Raw genomic sequence first — 16,084 nt, 5'->3', positions numbered from 1 at the left:
CGATGCAGACCCGTACCCTCTACGACTGGTTCCGTACGTCGGCCCGGCAGTACCCGGACAACGTGGCGATCGAGGTCGCCTCGGACGCACTGACCTACGCCGAGTTGCGGGCCGCGGCCGAGCGGTTGTCGGCCGCCATGCAGCGCGCGCCGGGACGGCCACCCCGACGGGTCGGGCTGCTCACCTCCCGCAGCCTCGTCGGCTACATCGCCTACCTGGCCGCCCTGCGGCTCGGTGCGACGGTGGTGCCGCTCAACCCCGCCAACCCGGCGGCCCGGAACCTCGCCATCTCCGACGAGGCAGGGCTCGACCTCGTCATGGTCGACGACACCTCCGGCGACGGGCTGGCCGAGTTGCGGGCGCAGACCACCGTCACGGTCCTCGACCTGACCGGTGAGGGCTGGCGCCGGTTCCTCGCCCCGGGCGACGCGACGGAGATCCCGCCGGAGGTGGAGCGGGGCCGCGACGACTTCGCGTACATCATCTTCACCAGCGGCACCACCGGGAAGCCCAAGGGCGTGCCGGCGACCCACGCCAACGTCGACTCGTTCCTGACCGAGGTGACCAAGCGGTACCGGTTCCGACCCGAGTCGCGGGTCTCGCAGACCTTCGAGATGTGCTTCGACGGCTCGATCCTGGCGATGTTCGGCGCGTGGGGCACCGGCGCCACCCTGTGCGTGGCGCAGCGCGGCGACGTGCTGACGCCGGTGCGCTTCATCAACACGAAGCGGCTCACGCACTGGCTGTCCGTACCGTCGCTGATCTCGTTCGCCAAGCGGTTGCGGGCGCTGGCGCCGGAGAGCATGCCGACGCTGCGGCTGAGTTCCTTCGGCGGGGAGCCGCTGACCATCGAGCAGGTCAACGACTGGACGGCCGCCGCGCCGAACACCGCCGTGATCAACTGCTACGGCCCCACCGAGACCACGGTCATCGTCACCGCGTACGAGGTGCCCGCCGACCCGGCCGCCCGGATCGAGTCGTCGAACCGGTCGGTGCCGATCGGGGACATCTACCCGCACCTCGACTACGTGCTGCTCGACGAGGACCTGCGCCCGTGCGACGACGGCGAGCTGTGCGTCCGTGGTGAGCAGCGCTTCCCCGGCTACCTGGACCCGACGGAGAACGCGGGCCGGTTCGTCTCCTTCGACGGCGACCGGGCCCGGCTCTACGACGGCACCGGGCCGTTGACCGCCGCGCACTGGTACCGCACCGGCGACCGGGTCCGTCGCGAGTTCGGCGAGCTGGTGCACCAGGGCCGCATCGACCACCAGGTGAAGGTGCGCGGCAACCGCGTCGAGCTGGCCGAGATCGAGGCCGCCCTGCGCGCCCACGCGGACGTGGTGGAGGCCGTGGTGCTCACCGTGGCCGGCTCCGACGGGGAGCTGGACCTGCACGCCGTCTACACCGGCGCCGCGCTCGCCGACGACGACCTCACCCACCTGGTGGGACACCTGCCCCCGTACATGCGGCCGCGGGCGTTCCACCACCGGGCGGAGATCCCGCTGACCGAGGTGGACAAGGTCGACCGCAAGCGGTTGACCTCCGAGCTGCTCGCCACCCGTGGCTGAGCAGCACGCCGGGGCGGCCCCGGGCCCGGTCCCGGCCACCGGCATGCAGGAGGCCCTGTGGTGGGTGCACCAGCGGGCCCGGAACCGGTCCGTCTACCACCTCACCTGGCGGCTCGCGGTCGATGAGCCGCTCGACGAGGCGGCGCTGGCCGTCGCCTGGCAGGCGATGGTCGACCGGCACGAGGCGTTGCGGACCTCGGTCGTACGGCAGGCGGACGCCGTCACGCTGGTGGTGGCGCCCCGGATCGTCGTGGGCCTGCACCGGGTGGAGGTGGACGACCCGGGGCCCGCCGACCCGGGCACCCTGCTGCGGCTCGTCGCCGAGGAGGTGCACGCCGGGCCGATGGAACCGGAGGCGGCGCCACTGGCCCGGATCACCCTGGTCCGGGTCGGCGACCGGCACGAGGTGCTGCTGACCGTGCACCACGTGGTGCTCGACGGCTGGGCGGTCCAACTGCTCGTCGGCGAGCTGTCCGAGGCGTACGCGGCGACTCGGGAGGGACGTGCCGTCAGCTTCCCGGCCGACCCGGTGCCGTTCAGCACGTACGCGCGGGAGCAGGCCGCGGCCCGCGCGGACGGCCGGTGGGACAAGAGCCTGGCGTACTGGCGCGACGCGCTCGCGGGCGCCACCTCCGCCGTCCTGGAACCCGACCTGCCGGGCGAGGTGGCCAGCGGCGCGCCCGGCGCGATCCTGCGCTACGGCTTCAGCGCCGAGGCGGGCGCCGGGATCGCCGCCCTGGCGAAGGCCACCTTCGCCACCCCGTTCGCGGTCATCCTCGGCGCGGCGCAGATCGTGCTCGCCCGGGCCGGCGCCGGGCCGGACGTGGCGGTGGGCGTGGTGACCGCGAACCGGATGACCGCCCGCGACCAGGCGCTGCTCGGGTACACCGCCAACCTCTGCGTGGCCCGGGCCACGGTCGACGGGGCGGACACCGTCGCGGGGGTGGTGGGTGCCGCCCGGGACGGGATGTGGCAGATGCTGACCCACCAGGCGGTGCCGTACCCGGTGGTGTTCGGGGCGCTGCCCGAGGCGACCCGGAGCGCGCTGGGCGATCCCGCGCCGCTGCTGCTGAGCTACCTCGGCCCGATCGGCACCGACCTGCGGCTCGGCCCGGTCCCGGCGACGCTGCTGCCCAGCCCGAACCGGGCCGCCCGGGCCGACCTGGCGATGTCCGTCTGGGAGGCCGACGGCGGCTACCTCGCCGAGATCGAGTACCACACCGGGCGCTACCGGGAGAGCAGCGTGCTGGCCCTGCTGCACGACCTGGACGAGGTGCTGGCCGACGGCGGCGCCGAGCCGCAGCGTACGGTCGGCTCGTTCGACGTCGCCACCCGCGCCCGGGCCGGCCGCGCGGCCCCGGCCACCATGGACCGCGACCGGGCGACCGGCCCGCTGCCCGAGTCGGCGGACTGGCAGCACGTCGTCGCCGCCTGGACCGACGTGCTCGGCGGCCCGCCGGCCGACGCGGACGTCGACTTCTTCGCCGCCGGCGGAAACTCGCTGAGCGCCCTGCGCCTCGTGGACGCGCTGACGGCCGACGGGCGACCGGCGGTGGACGTCGTGCGGTGGCTGGGCGAGCCGACCCCCCGCCGGCTGGCCGACCTGCTGGGCAACGGGTCGCAGCCGGTGGCGGCGGAGTCGACGCTTGTGGAGTTGCGGGCGGGCCCGGGGCCGCACCTGCACCTCGTGCACGGCGCCGGGGGCAGCCCGCAGGACTACCAGGACCTGCTGGCGGAGCTGCCGGAGCACTGGCGGGTGACCGCCTCCCGCGACAGCGCGGAGCTGCCGACGGTGGCGGCGCTGGCCCGCCGGTACCGGGCCGACCTGGACGCGGCGGGGATGGTCCCGGACCTGCTCGGCGGGTGGTCCTTCGGCGGTCAGGTCGCCTACCAGATGGCCGCCGACCAGGCCGGACGGCGCTCGGCGCTGGTCGTGCTGGACTCCGCCCCGCCCGTCGGGTACGAGCTGCCGGCCGACGAGGTCCGGGACCGCTTCGACACCTTCACCGAGAACATCCACCGGGCCCTCGACCTGGAGCCGGACGCCCCGAGGCCCCGGGTGACGGGTGGCCCGGAGCCGGCCGGCTTCGACGAGCGGCTGGCCCTCGGCGCGCTCGCGGCCAGCCTGGCCGCCGTCCAGCAGCCCGTGCCCACGGCGCTGCTGGCGCACCGGTGGCGCAGCTACGAGCGCCACGTCCGGGCCAGCGCCGAGTACGTCCACGACGGCCCGGTCGACACTCCCGCGCTGGTGATCGGCGCGGACCTGCTCGACGCGCAGCTCGCCCAGTGGACGGCGCGGGTCGGGGCGGCCCGGTCCCAGCGGATCGGCACCGACCACTTCGGAGTGTTGCATTCCGCCGCCGTGACGCAGGTGGCGGCGGCCGTCATCGATTTCGCGCGCGTCGCGGCGGCGCGAGGTTAACCAAGGAGGATCCGTGTTCGACTCGAGAGTCTTGTACCAGGAACTGCGGGAGCACGTGGAGCGCGACGTGGCGCCGGACGACATCGCCACAGCCCGCCGCGACTTCTCCTACCTGGGGCACGCGAAGGTCTCCTTCGTCGCCCCCGACAGCGTCAAGAAGGCCGTCGCCGACGAGGTCAACGAGTTGATCGACAAGGCCGGTACGCGCCGGGACCTGCGGTTCGCCGAGACCGACTACACGCCCCGCCGGATGCGCAACGTGACCCGGGCCGAGATCGCCGAACTGGGCACCGTCATCAACGGGATCTACACCGCGGAGCCGATCCTGCGGGTGTTGTCGGAGGTGGCCGGCGAGCCGGTGCACCCCTGCCCGTACGAGCCGGAGCAGTTCGTCATCACCTGCCTGGAGAAGGACGGCGACACCCACGGCTGGCACTGGGACGACTTCACCTTCGCGCTGGTCTGGGTGGTCGAGTGCCCGCCGGTGGAGCACGGCGGCTTCGTCCAGTGCGTGCCCAACACCGTCTGGAACAAGGAGCGTCCGGAGATCAACCGGGCGCTGGTCAGCCGCCCGATCTACTCGATGGAGCTGTTCCCCGGCGACCTGTACCTGATGCGGACCAACACCACGCTGCACCGGGTCGCCCCGGTCCGCCAGGGCCGCCGCAAGATCATCAACATGGGGTACGCCTCGACGTCCGACCTGACCCGCGACTTCACCCACGAAACCATGGACCAGCTGTGGGCGACCGTGCCCGCCGGAGAGGTGTGACCATCATGTCGACTCGGAACAACATCGCCCCCCAGCACATCGTGCTCGCCTTCTCCGGCGGGCTCGACACGTCGGTGGCCCTGGTCTGGCTCAAGGAGCGGTACCGCTGCCGGCTGACCGCGTTCATCGCGGACCTCGGGCAGGGCGAGGAGCTGGACACGGCCGCCCGCAAGGCCGAGAAGCTCGGCGCCGACGAGGTGCGGGTGGTCGACCTGCGCGAGGAGTTCGCCCGGGACTACGCCTTCCCCATGTACCGGGCCAACGCCCTCTACGAGGGGCAGTACCTGATGGGGTCCTCCATCGGCCGGCCGCTGATCGCCGCCGCGCAGGTGCGGGTAGCCGAGGAGGTCGGCGCCGACGCCGTGGCGCACGGGGCCACCGGCAAGGGCAACGACCAGATCCGCTTCGAGATGACCTTCGCCGCGCTGCGCCCCGACCTCACGGTGATCAGCCCGTGGCGGGAGTGGGACCTGGCCTCCCGCAGCGACCTGCTCGCGTACGCCGGCAGGCACGGCATCGAGCTGGACCTGAGCAGCGGCGAACGGCCGTACTCCATCGACAGCAACCTGCTGCACACCTCGTACGAGGGCGAGGCGCTGGAGGACCCGGCGCAGCCCGCGCCCGAGGGGCTGCTGTTCCGGGTGCGCGACATCGCCGACACCCCCGACGAGCCCGAGACCGTCGAGATCCACTTCCAGGGCGGCAACCCGGTCGGCGTCAACGGGACTCCCCTGTCCGCCAGCGCCGTGCTGGAGGCGCTCGACGAGATCGGCCGCCGGCACGGCATCGGCCGGCTCGACATCGTGGAGAACCGGATCTTCGGCATGAAGACCCGCAACATCTACGAGGCCCCGTCGGGCAGCCTGCTCTGGCACGCCCACCGGGCGGTGGAGTCGCTGGTGCTCGACCCGGAGGTGGCGCAGCTCAAGGAGGAGCTGATGCCGAAGTACACCGCCCTGGTCTACCGGGGCCTGTGGTTCGCCCCCGAGCGGCTGATGTTGCAGACCGCCATCGACTTCAGCCAGCAGGACGTCACCGGCGACGCGATCCTGCGGGTGCACCGGGGCACCGTCCAGGTGATCGGCCGCCGCTCCCCGCACAGCCGCTACGACACCGCGTTCGCCACCTTCGAGGCGGACGACGTGTTCGACCAGCGCGACTCCTCCGGCTGGCTGCGGGTCAACACCGTCCGCTTCCGGGCCGGGCGGGCCACCCGGGCGGCGAAGCCGTGAGGATCGTCTTCTTCGGGTACGGCGAGCTCGGCGCGACCGTGCTGCGGGGCATCGCGCCGCACCACGAGGTGCTGCTGGTGCTCACCCACCGGGCCGAGTTCAGCGGGCTCGGCGAGCCGGACGTGGAGCTGGCCGCGGCGGAGCTGGGACTGCCGGTGCGCTACTCGGCCACCGCCCGCGAGCCCGACCTGCACGAGCAGCTGCGCGACCTCGCACCGGAACTCATCGTCTCCACCAACTGGCGGACCCGGGTGCCGGCGGAGGTGCTGCGGATCCCGGAACGCGGCGCGGTCAACACGCACGACGCGCTGCTGCCCGCGTACGCCGGGTTCGGCGCCGTCAACTGGGCCATCCGCAACGGCGAGGAGGAGACCGGCCTCACCGTGCACTACATGGCGGAGGAGCTGGACACCGGCCCGGTCATCACCCAGGCCCGCGTGAAGATCGGCCCGCACGACACCGCCGGCCAGATCCTGGAGCGCCTCCTCGCGGAGTACGTGCCGGTCACGCTCGAGGCGTTGGAGCGGGTCGCCGAGGGCCACCGGGGCGAGCCGCAGCCGCCCGAGGGGGCGTCCTTCTACCACCGGATCGGGGTCGAGGACACCCGCATCGACTGGCGGGACAGCGCCACCACGATCTGCAACCTGGTGCGCGGCCAGTCGGACCCGTTCGTCAACGCGTGGACGACGCACCGGGGGTTCCGGCTGTGGGTCAAGGCCGCCACCCGGCCGACCCGGGCGCACGGCGGCACGCCCGGCCGGATCGTCAAGGCCGACTACGGCGGTGTGGTCGTCGCCAGCGGCGGACCGGGCGACGGCGACGACCGCGGGGTGGTGCTGCTCCAGGTCTCCACCGAGACCGGGCCACCCGTGCGTGCCATCGACTACTTCACCACCTTCGGCGAGTACCTTCACTGACACGGTGACCGGGGGCGCCGGTCATCGCGCGTACGACGATGACGGGAGAGGTCGGATGATCGGTCGACTGCACTCGGTGGTGCTGGACTGTCCGGACGCCGAGAAGTTGGCGGAGTTCTACGTCGAGCTGACCGGCCTGGAGTGGGCCGACAGCGACGGGTACTGGGTGACGTTGAAGGGCGCGGACGGGCATCCCCGCCTCTGCCTCCAGAGCGTCGCCGACTACCAGCCGCCGCAGTGGCCGGATCCGGCCTTCCCGCAGCAGGCCCACCTCGACGTGGAGGTGGACGACATCCAGGAGGCCGAGGAAGCGGTGCTGCGGCTGGGCGCCACCCGGCTGCGCGGCGGCGGCAGCCGCAACCACGGCTTCCGGGTCTACGCCGACCCGGTGGGACACCCGTTCTGCCTGGTCTGGGGTCAGGACTGACGCCATGACCAACCAGGACCGGGCAGTGGAGTTCCGCCGTACCGCCGGGGCGTTCGCCACCGGCGTCGGCATCGTCAGCAGCGTGTACGACGACATCCCGCTGGCGATGACGGTCAACTCGTTCACCACCGTCTCACTGCACCCCACCCTGGTCCTGACCTGCCTGAAGCACCGGAGTCGACTGCTCACCCAGATCCGCGACTCCGGCATCTTCGCGGTCACCGTGCTGGCGGCGGACCAACGGGACGTCGCCCGTTGGTTCGCCGACGCCCGGCGGCCCTCCGGCGCGGCCGCGTTCGCCGGCGTCCGGGTGCACCGGGCGCCGGCCACCGGCTGCCTCGTGTTCAGCGAGGGACTGGCCTACTTCGACTGCCGCGTACGCGACCTCTCCGACCAGGGCGACCACTCGGTGGTCATCGGGGAGGCGGTGTCGTACGGCCCACTGAATCCGGCGAAGGCGCCGCTGCTCTATCTCCACGGGTCGTACCGGTCGATCGCGCCGGTGCCCCCGGCGGTGTCGGCCGCGTAAAGGCCCACCCCACCCGGCGGCGTCCGCCGCCCCGCGCCGCGCGGGCCGCGATTCGGGTACGACGACGGAGTACAGGGGGATGGCAACCAGACAAACGAGCCCCTCCCTTTCGGGACGAGCACTGTCGCGTCATGGCCAATTCCCTTCGCCCGGCCAGGATCCGAACCTGCGACAACCAGCCCGGTCAGGAATACCGCACGACGCACGCCTCGTGCGGGCCTATCACCTGCTGCCACGGAAGGCGCTCCAAGCCATTAGGGCAAGAGCGAGCTGCCAATGGTCCAACGCCCATGGGCGGCTCGACCGCGACTCGGCAAATCGCCCCGCACCGGTCGCCATAACCACCTCGATCGCAGCCAACAACAGCATGGTGCGCCAGGTCGAACGACCAATTACTAACCGGCCCGCGCCGCCCCAAGGTCGCGCCCTCTGGGATTGGCCCAATTTGACGGACCGTGACCATCGACTACGTCCGCCACGGCACCACCGACCTGTTTGCCGCGGTGGACGTGGCCCATCGGCCAGACCCAGCGCATACGCCGCGACCAGGGAGTTGTGCGCTTCCTCCGCACCATCGACCGGGCGGGCCAGGACCGAACTGGAACCACATATCATGCTGGGCAGATACGCCAGCCCGCCATCCAGCAGGGACTCATTGAGCACGCCAGTTCCACCTGAACTTCACCCCGAACTACTCGTCGTGGCTGAACCTGGGCGAACTGGTTCCGCGAACCAACCTACCGCAACCACGTCGGCTTGCCCGGCGCAGTCTCACCGACCTGAAAGCAGATGTGACCGCCTGGATCGCGGCACGAACGCCGCCTCAAGCCGTCTACCTGGGCGGGGGTAGCAGACGACATCCTCGAAACAGCTCTCGCGCCCCACGAACGATTTAACAACCGTCAACACCAGGCGCGATTTAATTGACAGTGGTTGATTCTCGTGGCAGGCTCAGGGCATCCCTTCGAACAGAACGGAGCTTCAATGCGCGCGATTCGAAAGATCCTCGCTGCCACCGCCGTCACCGGCGCGACCGCGGTGTCCCTGCTGACGGGTGCGGCTCCCGCGTCCGCCGACGCTGGAGCCAACGCAGTCGGCTGGTACACGGGTTACGGCTCGGGATCCTCCGCCTCGCTCGCCATCTGGTCGGCGGAGAACGACGCCAAGTGGAAGGCCCAGATGGGCGGCTTCAACACCTACCTCGACTGCCGCACGACCTACAGCAGCAGCACGAAGGTCAGCGACTACTACTACACCGCCAACGTGCAGTTGTACTGCTACACCTTCAACTGAGCCACCCCTCGCCGATCGCCGGAAGGAGTTCGTCGGGCACCACCAGGCGCACTCCTTCCGGTCGTCGGCGATCTGCCCGGGGCGCGGAGGACGTACCAGCTCGTCCGCAAGACGCACAACGTCGCCGCGGTGCGTTCGCTGGTCGTCCGACACTCCGCTCCCGGACCGCTTTTCTCGCCGCCACCCCAACAAGATCGTTATCTGGTTCGACGAGCCGTGCCGTCGAGCAGCGCGAAACAGCCGCCCACGTGGGCACAAGGCTGACTACCCTGGCCGCCGTGACGACCATCGAGCAGCTTGAGCGGGAGGTATGGCCGGACCCCGACCCGGACAGCACCTTCCTCGTCCGACGCTGCACCGAGCTGCGGCGCAAGCCGGTAGCAGAGTTCACGGTCGAAGACCTGCGCATCATGCTCGGTCAGCAAATCGGGGTGTCGGCCCTGCTGCCTCTCGCGGTGCAAGTCTTGCTCCGCGATCCCTTGGCCGAGGGTGACTACTATCCGGGCGACCTGCTCTTCAACGTGCTGCGGCTATCAAACTCAGCGTGGTCGAATTTCCGAGCCGAACGGAAGCGCCTGGCCTCGACTGTGGCTCGACTCGTTGCCGGCCCCCCGTTCTCCGAACCTGACCTCAGGCCGCGTGACCCGAACTGGCAGCTGCGCGACGCCATGGCGCGCTTCCTTGCTGATCTTCGAGGTGCCTCGGCGGGATCCCAACCTGCGACACACGGTTCAGGAATGGAGTACGGGCCGGGTCACCTCCGAGCCTCTGGCCTGCCCCGACTGGCTCGGCCGTAGCCATCATCGCCCGATCGATCCGTTTGACAACGACACTGCCGCCGACTGGTGCGGTGACCTCCACGATGCCGATCCGTCTGCGCGGTCGGCAATGGTTCGCGCTGCCCTGACAACGGCCGCCCTCAACACCGGATACCTCGAGCATGACGAGGCCGTCTCGGCCATCGCTGCGGCAGCGATCGTGGCGTCTCACATGCCCGGCGGAGACCCGATAACCTCGCCGTGCGCACCGGACTTCCTGCTTGCTGCGATACACCTACGCATGACGCCGGAGTGCAGCTGCACTTTGGAAGATCGTTCTCGACTGACCTGATCCGCCTAGAACGCCTGCTCAGCTGCGGCGTCATGGTGCCCGATCATGGCTGCTGCTGACCGTCTGGACACGCTTCTCGCACGTGTGCCCCGCGACGGTGAGCGAGCAGCGACGCAATCGATATGGCCGCTACGGCTCTGGCCCGTCCGGTCCCGACCGTTCTCCCACGATGTCGCCGGACGCCTCAATCGCTGCAATGAAGCGACGGAATGGCGGCCAAGGGATGGTCCAGGTGCCGTGGACCGTCAGAGTTGTCAACGCCGGCCGAACTTTGACCCCTCTGTTCCGGCCGAATGTTGACCCCCTCGCTGGTTGTTGATGTTCAGTCGTTGGTCTTGGTGGCTGCGGGAACGCGGCCGAGGTCGCGGTCTTTGAGCCGGTAGCTGTCGCCCTTCATCGAGATCACTTCGGCGTGGTGGACGAGGCGGTCGATCATGGCTGCGGCGACGACATCGTCGCCGAACACTTCGCCCCACCTTCCGAAGGGCTTGTTGCTGGTGACGATCAGTGAGGCTCGTTCGTAGCGGTTGGAGACCAGTTGGAAGAACAGGTTCGCGGCTTCTGCTTCGAAGGGGATGTAGCCGACCTCGTCGACGATCAGCAGCGGGATCCGGCCGAGTTTGACCAGCTCGTCCTGCAGCCGACCGGCGTGGTGGGCATCAGCGAGGCGGGACACCCACTGGGCTGCGGTGGCGAACGCGACCCGATGCCCGGCCTGGCAGGCCCGGATCCCGAGGCCGATGGACAGGTGCGTCTTGCCGGTGCCGGGCGGGCCCAAGAAGACGACGTTCTCCTTCGACGCCACGAAGTCGAGGGTTCCCAGGTGAGCGATCGTCTCCCGCTTCAGAGAGCGTTGGTGCTCGAAGTCGAACTCCTCCAGGCTCTTGCGGGCCGGAAATCTCGCTGTCCGGATGCGTCCTTCCCCGCCGTGGGCTTCGCGGGCGGCGACCTCGCGTTGCAGGCAGGCGGCGAGGAACTCCTCATGCGTCCAGGACTCGGTCCTGGCCCGTTCCGCCAACCTCTCGACTGAGGCAGCCAGAGACGGCGCCTTGAGGGCGCGGGTGAGGAACGCGATCTCCGAGGCGACGTTGCGGCTGGTCTTGGCGGCCATCACGCAGCCACCTCGACGTCCAGGCCGAACAGGCGGTCGTAGTCGCTCAACGGCCGGCGTTCGACCTGGGCGTCGACGGCGGTCGTCGGGGTGTGTTGGGCAGCGACGCGCAGGTCTGCGGCGGCTTGCCGGTGGGCGGGATCGGTGATGCTCTGATGGCTTGCCCAGCAGCGGTCGTGCCGGGCCGCGGGTCGGCCGTCGCAGAGCACCGTCACGTGGTCGCAGTCGGCGGTGACCTCGACCCGCCGGCCGACCACCGCTGGGTGCACCGAGTAGTCGTTGCCGTCCAAGCGCACGTAATGATCGCGGGGCAGGCGGGTGGTCTGCCGCCAGCCGACCACCGGCGCAACCGGTGGCAATGGCAGCATCGCGGCCCGGTCGGCGTCCCACCGGTCCAGCGGGCGGCAGCCCAGCATCCGGTGCTGGCGGTTGTTCGCCCGCACCAGCCAGTCGGTGAGCTGCGCGTTGAAGTCCTGAGGTGAGGCGAAGCGGCGGCCGGGCAGGAACGACGTCTCCAGATAGCCGTTGGCCCGCTCCACCAGGCCCTTCGCCTCAGGGTCCGCCGGCCGGCACTGGATCACCTTGATGCCGAGGGTGCCGCGGAAGGCGTTCATCGCCTCGGTCAACTGCGGCCGCCCGGCCCGCCACTGCCCGACCGCAGACTCGTTGTCCCACACCAACGCCTTGGGCACCCGACCCCAGCCGGAGATCAGCATCCAGTGCCCGACCAGCAGGTCCGGCGACTGCCTGGTCGGAATCATCACCGCTGACAGCCACCGCGAATACCCCGACACCATCACCAGCACCGGCGGCCGGCCGACCTGCCCGAAGCCCAACGGCACGTCCGCCGGCGGGAACCACAGGTCGCACTGCGCCAGCTCTCCCGGCAGATACTCCGTCCGCTGAACCGGGTCAGGGCGGCGGAACAACGGCCGCAGCTGCTGCACCCGATCGGCGAACACCGTCTTGCCACGGGTCCACCCGACCCGCTCCATGATCACCGTCGTCGGCATGTCCGGGAACTCCGCCAACAACGCCCTGATCTGCGGCTCGACCGCGTCCACGATCGAACCCTTCGCCGCCCGCTGATAACGAGGCGGCTCATGACTGGCCAAGGCCTTGCGCACCGTGTTCCGCGACACCCCCAGCCGACGGCAGATGGCCTTGATCGCCATCCGCTCCGCCCGGTGCAACCGACGGATCTCCGCCCAGTCCTCCACGCTCAGCACCTCCCGATGCTTCCGGAAGGGGTCAAAATTCAGCCGGAACCACGGGGTCAGTTTTCAGGCGGAGCCGACAAGAGTGACGCGGTCGGCTGCCTCGGGCACGAAGGGTCCGTTGTTCGGAGAGGCGTCGGGTGTGCGGACAGGTCGAGGAACCGGCGCAGGACCGGCCAGGGTGTTTGGCCTTCGTCAACGTGGACTACGGCGAGGCGGGCCGGCTGCGGCGTGAAAGGTCCCCCGTACGGCGTTGCGTCTGGGATGGCGAAGGCGATATGTGGCCCGGCCCCTGGGGCTCCACACAGCTTGCCCAGTTCGTAGCACCAGGCCTCTTCAGGCAGGCAGTAGAGGGAGACAACCTCGTACTGCTTGCCAGCGTGAGTCCAGGTCTCCACCGCAGATGGTCACACAGGCGTTGCTGCGGGCGCAGAAATTTGAGGTGGCCAGCCTGCCCAGCCGATGCGGCCGGAGGCCGCCAGCAGGCTGGAGCTGGCCGGCGCGGTGGTCGACGTGGACGGCGGTTTCACCGGCTGACCAGCGTCAGGCGCGACGGTGCGCCACCGTGCCCGGCCTCAACCATTGTGGCGACGGGAGGCGTCTTACCTGACGAGGGGGTGGGCATGACCAAGACGTTCCACGAGTTCGTGGCGCACCGCTCACCAGCGTTGTCCCGGACGGCCTATCTGCTCACCGGTGATCACCATCTCGCCGAGGATCTGCTGCAGAGCGCGCTGGCGAAGACGTACCAGCACTGGCGGCGCATCCGCAGCGGCGACCCGGATGCCTACGTGCGGCGGGTGATGTACCACCATCAGGTCTCCTGGTGGCGGCGCCGCCGCCTCGCCGAACGGCTGGACCCGGAGCCCAGCGACCAACCCGGCGACGACCACTCCGACACGACCGCCCTGCGGCTCACCCTGGCGGCTGCGCTGCGCCAACTCACCCCGCGCCAACGCGCCGTGGTCGTGCTGCGGTTCTACGAGGACCTGACCGAGACGCAGGTCGCCGAGGTGCTGGGCTGCTCCGTCGGCACGGTGAAGCGGCACGGCCACGATGCGGTACGCCGGCTGCGCGCCATCGCCCCCAACCTGGTCGACCCAGCGGCGGAGAGGATTCCGCGATGACCAACCGACTACGCGAGTCGCTGCACACAGCGGCGGCCGACGTTCCCGCGTACCCGGTCTACGAACGGGCGCTCGCCACCGCCCGCCGCTCCCGCCGCCGTACCGCCCTCGCGGCCGCGGCGGCGCTGGTGCTGGTCGCGCTGGCCGGGGCGGCGCTGCCGCTGGCGGGTACCCCCGCCGTCGACCCGGCGGCCGAAGCTGCGGCCGCGCTGCCCGACCGGGTCGGCGTGCCGCCCCTCGGCAGCCTGCACGCCACCGATCGACCGCGCCTCGGTCCCGCCTCGGTGATCTTCACCGGTCAGGCCCCGCGCCTGACATACGGCGACGAGGGCAGCATCATCGCGGTCGTCGGCGCGGACGCCGACCGCTACCGGATCATCAAAGGCGAAATCGAGGCTCAAGCCGGCGAGGACACGGTGCTGTCTCCCGACGGTCGCCGCGTCGCCTTCACATCAGTCGGCTTCACGAACACCCGAGTGGAGATCGTCGACCTGGTGACCGGGCGCAGCCGTACCGTGACCAGCGGCGTCGCCGGCACCGCCATGGCCGAACCGGCGGGCTGGTCGCCGGACGGGCGGGCGCTGGTCGTCCGAGACACTGTGCCGGCCAACCCGGAGCGCAGCGCCTACCGGCAGGTGCTCAGCATCGTCTGGCTGACTGGCGACCGCCGGACCCGGCTGGCCGACGATCACGAGGGGCACGGGTCCCCGATCGCGTTCGCCCCGGACGGTGCACGGCTCGCCTTCCAAACCGGGCGGACGGTCACCGTCGCCGACCTCGACGGCCGGCGGCTCTCCTCGTTCACCCTCGCGTCCGACACGGAGTTGGCCGGCAAGGGTGCCTGGAGCACCGACGGTAGGACGCTGACGGTCACCCGGCGGGACGGCGACAGCTGGAGCCTGTGGCGGATCGACGCGGCCACGGGCAGGGACCTCGGCGCGACCGGCACGCCGGCCGTCTCCGGTGTGACCGCCATCAGGCTGCTGGGCTGGGCGGTGGATGGGACTGCGTGGGTCGTCGCCTACCAGCCCGCACCCCACGCTCCGGCCGCGTTCGACCGGCCCCTCGAGATGGAGCAACGACTGGCGTACGGCAACGTCGGCACGGTGCGGGTGCTGGCCCTCGGTCGTGGCGCGGACGCTCCCGCCACCCTGCTCACCGCCCCAAGGGACGTCGTCGCGATCGACGTTTCCGACGACGTGATCCGCAGCGGCCGCACCCGTGAGGCAAGCCCGCCCCGCGTGGGCCCCCGATTCTGGTTCTGGACCATCCTCATCCCCGTCCTGGTGACCGGCATCGCCGCGTACCGCTGTCGCGAACGGATAGCACTTTGGCTCGACGCCCGGCGTGTCAGGCGTGCGCGCGGGCGGGTGGATGTTCTTGATCGCAAAGGTTGGAAGATTGAGTAGAGCTTGGCGGATCTTCACCCGAGCCGGAAGACCGCTCACGGATGGACGACCCCTTCGGGGAAAGTGACCTGACGTAGTGGCGAGTGTGGTCAAGTGCCGTACCGCGTGGTCAGACGTACCGGTCGTGCCGTCGAGCATGATCGATAGTTGCCACGGGGTACGGCTTTCGCTGAGAATCCGCTGACTTCCGGATGACGGGCTGCGGGCGTCTGAGGACGGCCGGAGGCGCCCGCAGAACGGTCCGCAGCGCGTCTTGATCAGGGTTAGGAATGGAGTACGGCTCAATGCGCATACGGCCCTCTGATCTGCTGCAATGAGTCACGTATGCCACCCCGTGGGCAAGATCAGTCCGTAAATAGTCCGCGACCTCGGTAGGCCACAGCGTCCGCCGTCACTGCCCTTCGGCAGTGGGCGCGGAGCTATTCAGCCAACCGATGAGCGACAGGTACTGGCGGAGTTCGTCCGGGATTGGCCCCGGCTGGCAGACCCATTCGTCCGCCAGGGTCGCGACGAGCAGCTCGGTCCGGTCGAAGCGCAGCAGGAGCCCACCGACAGCCGGAATCGTGCTGTATCCCTGGAGGAGCCCTACGTCAACGAGGTGCTGTCCAATGACCTCGCCGAGCAGGTCTGTGAGTTGGACCGGCCCAACTGCGGTCCGCCCGTACTCCTGCATATCGTACGACGAGTAGGGATCTTCCTCTGTGAGCTTCAGCAGCTCACCGCAGCCGTGAGCCATGATGGCTGGCGCTCCCTCGAAGTGCAGCCAGAAATGCAGCAGGCCGTCAGTTCCCGTCGCCGGCTTGTCGTCGAACCAGTGCCGCGCCTCGGTCACCGCAAGCAGTCGTCGACCCAGGAGCGGGCGAAGTGGAGCGGCAACGGTCACGGGATCCGGCACGGCCGCACCATAGCAGCGCCAGATCGCCAGTTTTGGAGATCATTCTCGGCTGTCG

The 16,084-nt window shown here is 70.3% G+C and carries 15 protein-coding genes; 12 read left to right on the top strand and 3 right to left on the bottom strand.

Annotated features, from left to right (window positions below; all coding sequences use genetic code 11):
- Window positions 1–2 precede the first annotated feature (2 nt).
- From OG989_RS10350 to OG989_RS10305, 10 genes are all read left to right on the top strand, one after another.
- Complete coding sequence (locus OG989_RS10350) at window positions 3–1,568, top strand: amino acid adenylation domain-containing protein (RefSeq protein WP_327030377.1); 1,566 nt, start codon at window positions 3–5, stop codon at window positions 1,566–1,568.
- Window positions 1,561–3,990: a condensation domain-containing protein gene (locus OG989_RS10345; RefSeq protein ID WP_327030376.1), complete on the top strand. Its 2,430-nt coding sequence runs from the start codon at window positions 1,561–1,563 to the stop codon at window positions 3,988–3,990. Before OG989_RS10350 ends, OG989_RS10345 begins: the two co-directional genes overlap by 8 nt.
- Before the next feature lie 13 nt (window positions 3,991–4,003).
- A complete protein-coding gene (locus tag OG989_RS10340; protein ID WP_151453749.1) occupies window positions 4,004–4,762 on the top strand; it encodes a HalD/BesD family halogenase in 759 nt (252 codons plus the stop codon).
- Between the two features lie 5 nt (window positions 4,763–4,767).
- Window positions 4,768–5,994, top strand: a complete 1,227-nt coding sequence (locus tag OG989_RS10335; RefSeq protein WP_151453748.1) for an argininosuccinate synthase — start codon at window positions 4,768–4,770, stop codon at window positions 5,992–5,994.
- Window positions 5,991–6,911 (top strand): methionyl-tRNA formyltransferase, encoded by a 921-nt coding sequence (locus tag OG989_RS10330; protein ID WP_151453747.1) that lies wholly within the window; start codon window positions 5,991–5,993, stop codon window positions 6,909–6,911. The genes OG989_RS10335 and OG989_RS10330 overlap by 4 nt, the downstream gene beginning before the upstream one ends.
- Window positions 6,912–6,966: 55 nt before the next feature.
- On the top strand, window positions 6,967–7,338 hold the full coding sequence (locus OG989_RS10325) for a VOC family protein (protein ID WP_132231726.1): 372 nt from the start codon (window positions 6,967–6,969) through the stop codon (window positions 7,336–7,338).
- A 4-nt stretch (window positions 7,339–7,342) separates the two neighbouring features.
- The gene (locus OG989_RS10320; RefSeq protein WP_132231728.1) at window positions 7,343–7,867 is read left to right on the top strand and encodes a flavin reductase family protein; all 525 of its coding nucleotides are present in this window, start codon (window positions 7,343–7,345) and stop codon (window positions 7,865–7,867) included.
- A 984-nt stretch (window positions 7,868–8,851) separates the two neighbouring features.
- Window positions 8,852–9,160 carry a hypothetical protein gene (locus OG989_RS10315; protein ID WP_151453745.1) on the top strand — a complete coding sequence of 103 codons (309 nt, stop codon included), beginning with the start codon at window positions 8,852–8,854 and terminating at the stop codon, window positions 9,158–9,160.
- A 278-nt stretch (window positions 9,161–9,438) separates the two neighbouring features.
- Window positions 9,439–9,957 carry a contact-dependent growth inhibition system immunity protein gene (locus tag OG989_RS10310; protein WP_327030375.1) on the top strand — a complete coding sequence of 173 codons (519 nt, stop codon included), beginning with the start codon at window positions 9,439–9,441 and terminating at the stop codon, window positions 9,955–9,957.
- Window positions 9,857–10,270, top strand: a complete 414-nt coding sequence (locus OG989_RS10305; RefSeq protein WP_327031142.1) for a DUF4259 domain-containing protein — start codon at window positions 9,857–9,859, stop codon at window positions 10,268–10,270. Before OG989_RS10310 ends, OG989_RS10305 begins: the two co-directional genes overlap by 101 nt.
- Window positions 10,271–10,592: 322 nt before the next feature.
- Here the strand turns inward: OG989_RS10305 and istB are convergent, their stop codons facing one another.
- Window positions 10,593–11,381, bottom strand: a complete 789-nt coding sequence (istB, locus tag OG989_RS10300; protein ID WP_091404255.1) for an IS21-like element helper ATPase IstB — start codon at window positions 11,379–11,381, stop codon at window positions 10,593–10,595.
- Window positions 11,381–12,610 (bottom strand): IS21 family transposase, encoded by a 1,230-nt coding sequence (gene istA / locus OG989_RS10295; protein ID WP_327027810.1) that lies wholly within the window; start codon window positions 12,608–12,610, stop codon window positions 11,381–11,383. The genes istB and istA overlap by 1 nt, the downstream gene beginning before the upstream one ends.
- Before the next feature lie 611 nt (window positions 12,611–13,221).
- Between istA and OG989_RS10290 the strand changes: the two genes are divergently transcribed.
- Entirely contained in the window at window positions 13,222–13,725 is a 504-nt protein-coding gene (locus tag OG989_RS10290; protein WP_327030374.1) for a SigE family RNA polymerase sigma factor, read from the top strand.
- Window positions 13,722–15,134 (top strand): PD40 domain-containing protein, encoded by a 1,413-nt coding sequence (locus tag OG989_RS10285; RefSeq protein WP_151453743.1) that lies wholly within the window; start codon window positions 13,722–13,724, stop codon window positions 15,132–15,134. The genes OG989_RS10290 and OG989_RS10285 overlap by 4 nt, the downstream gene beginning before the upstream one ends.
- 391 nt (window positions 15,135–15,525) lie before the next feature.
- On the opposite strand, the gene OG989_RS10280 is transcribed toward OG989_RS10285, so the two are convergent.
- Entirely contained in the window at window positions 15,526–16,029 is a 504-nt protein-coding gene (locus OG989_RS10280) for a hypothetical protein (protein WP_225852079.1), read from the bottom strand.
- Window positions 16,030–16,084: the final 55 nt, after the last annotated feature.

Source organism: Micromonospora sp. NBC_01740, assembly GCF_035920365.1.
Taxonomy (GTDB): domain Bacteria; phylum Actinomycetota; class Actinomycetes; order Mycobacteriales; family Micromonosporaceae; genus Micromonospora; species Micromonospora reichwaldensis.
This window is presented reverse-complemented; position numbering and strand designations above follow the sequence as displayed.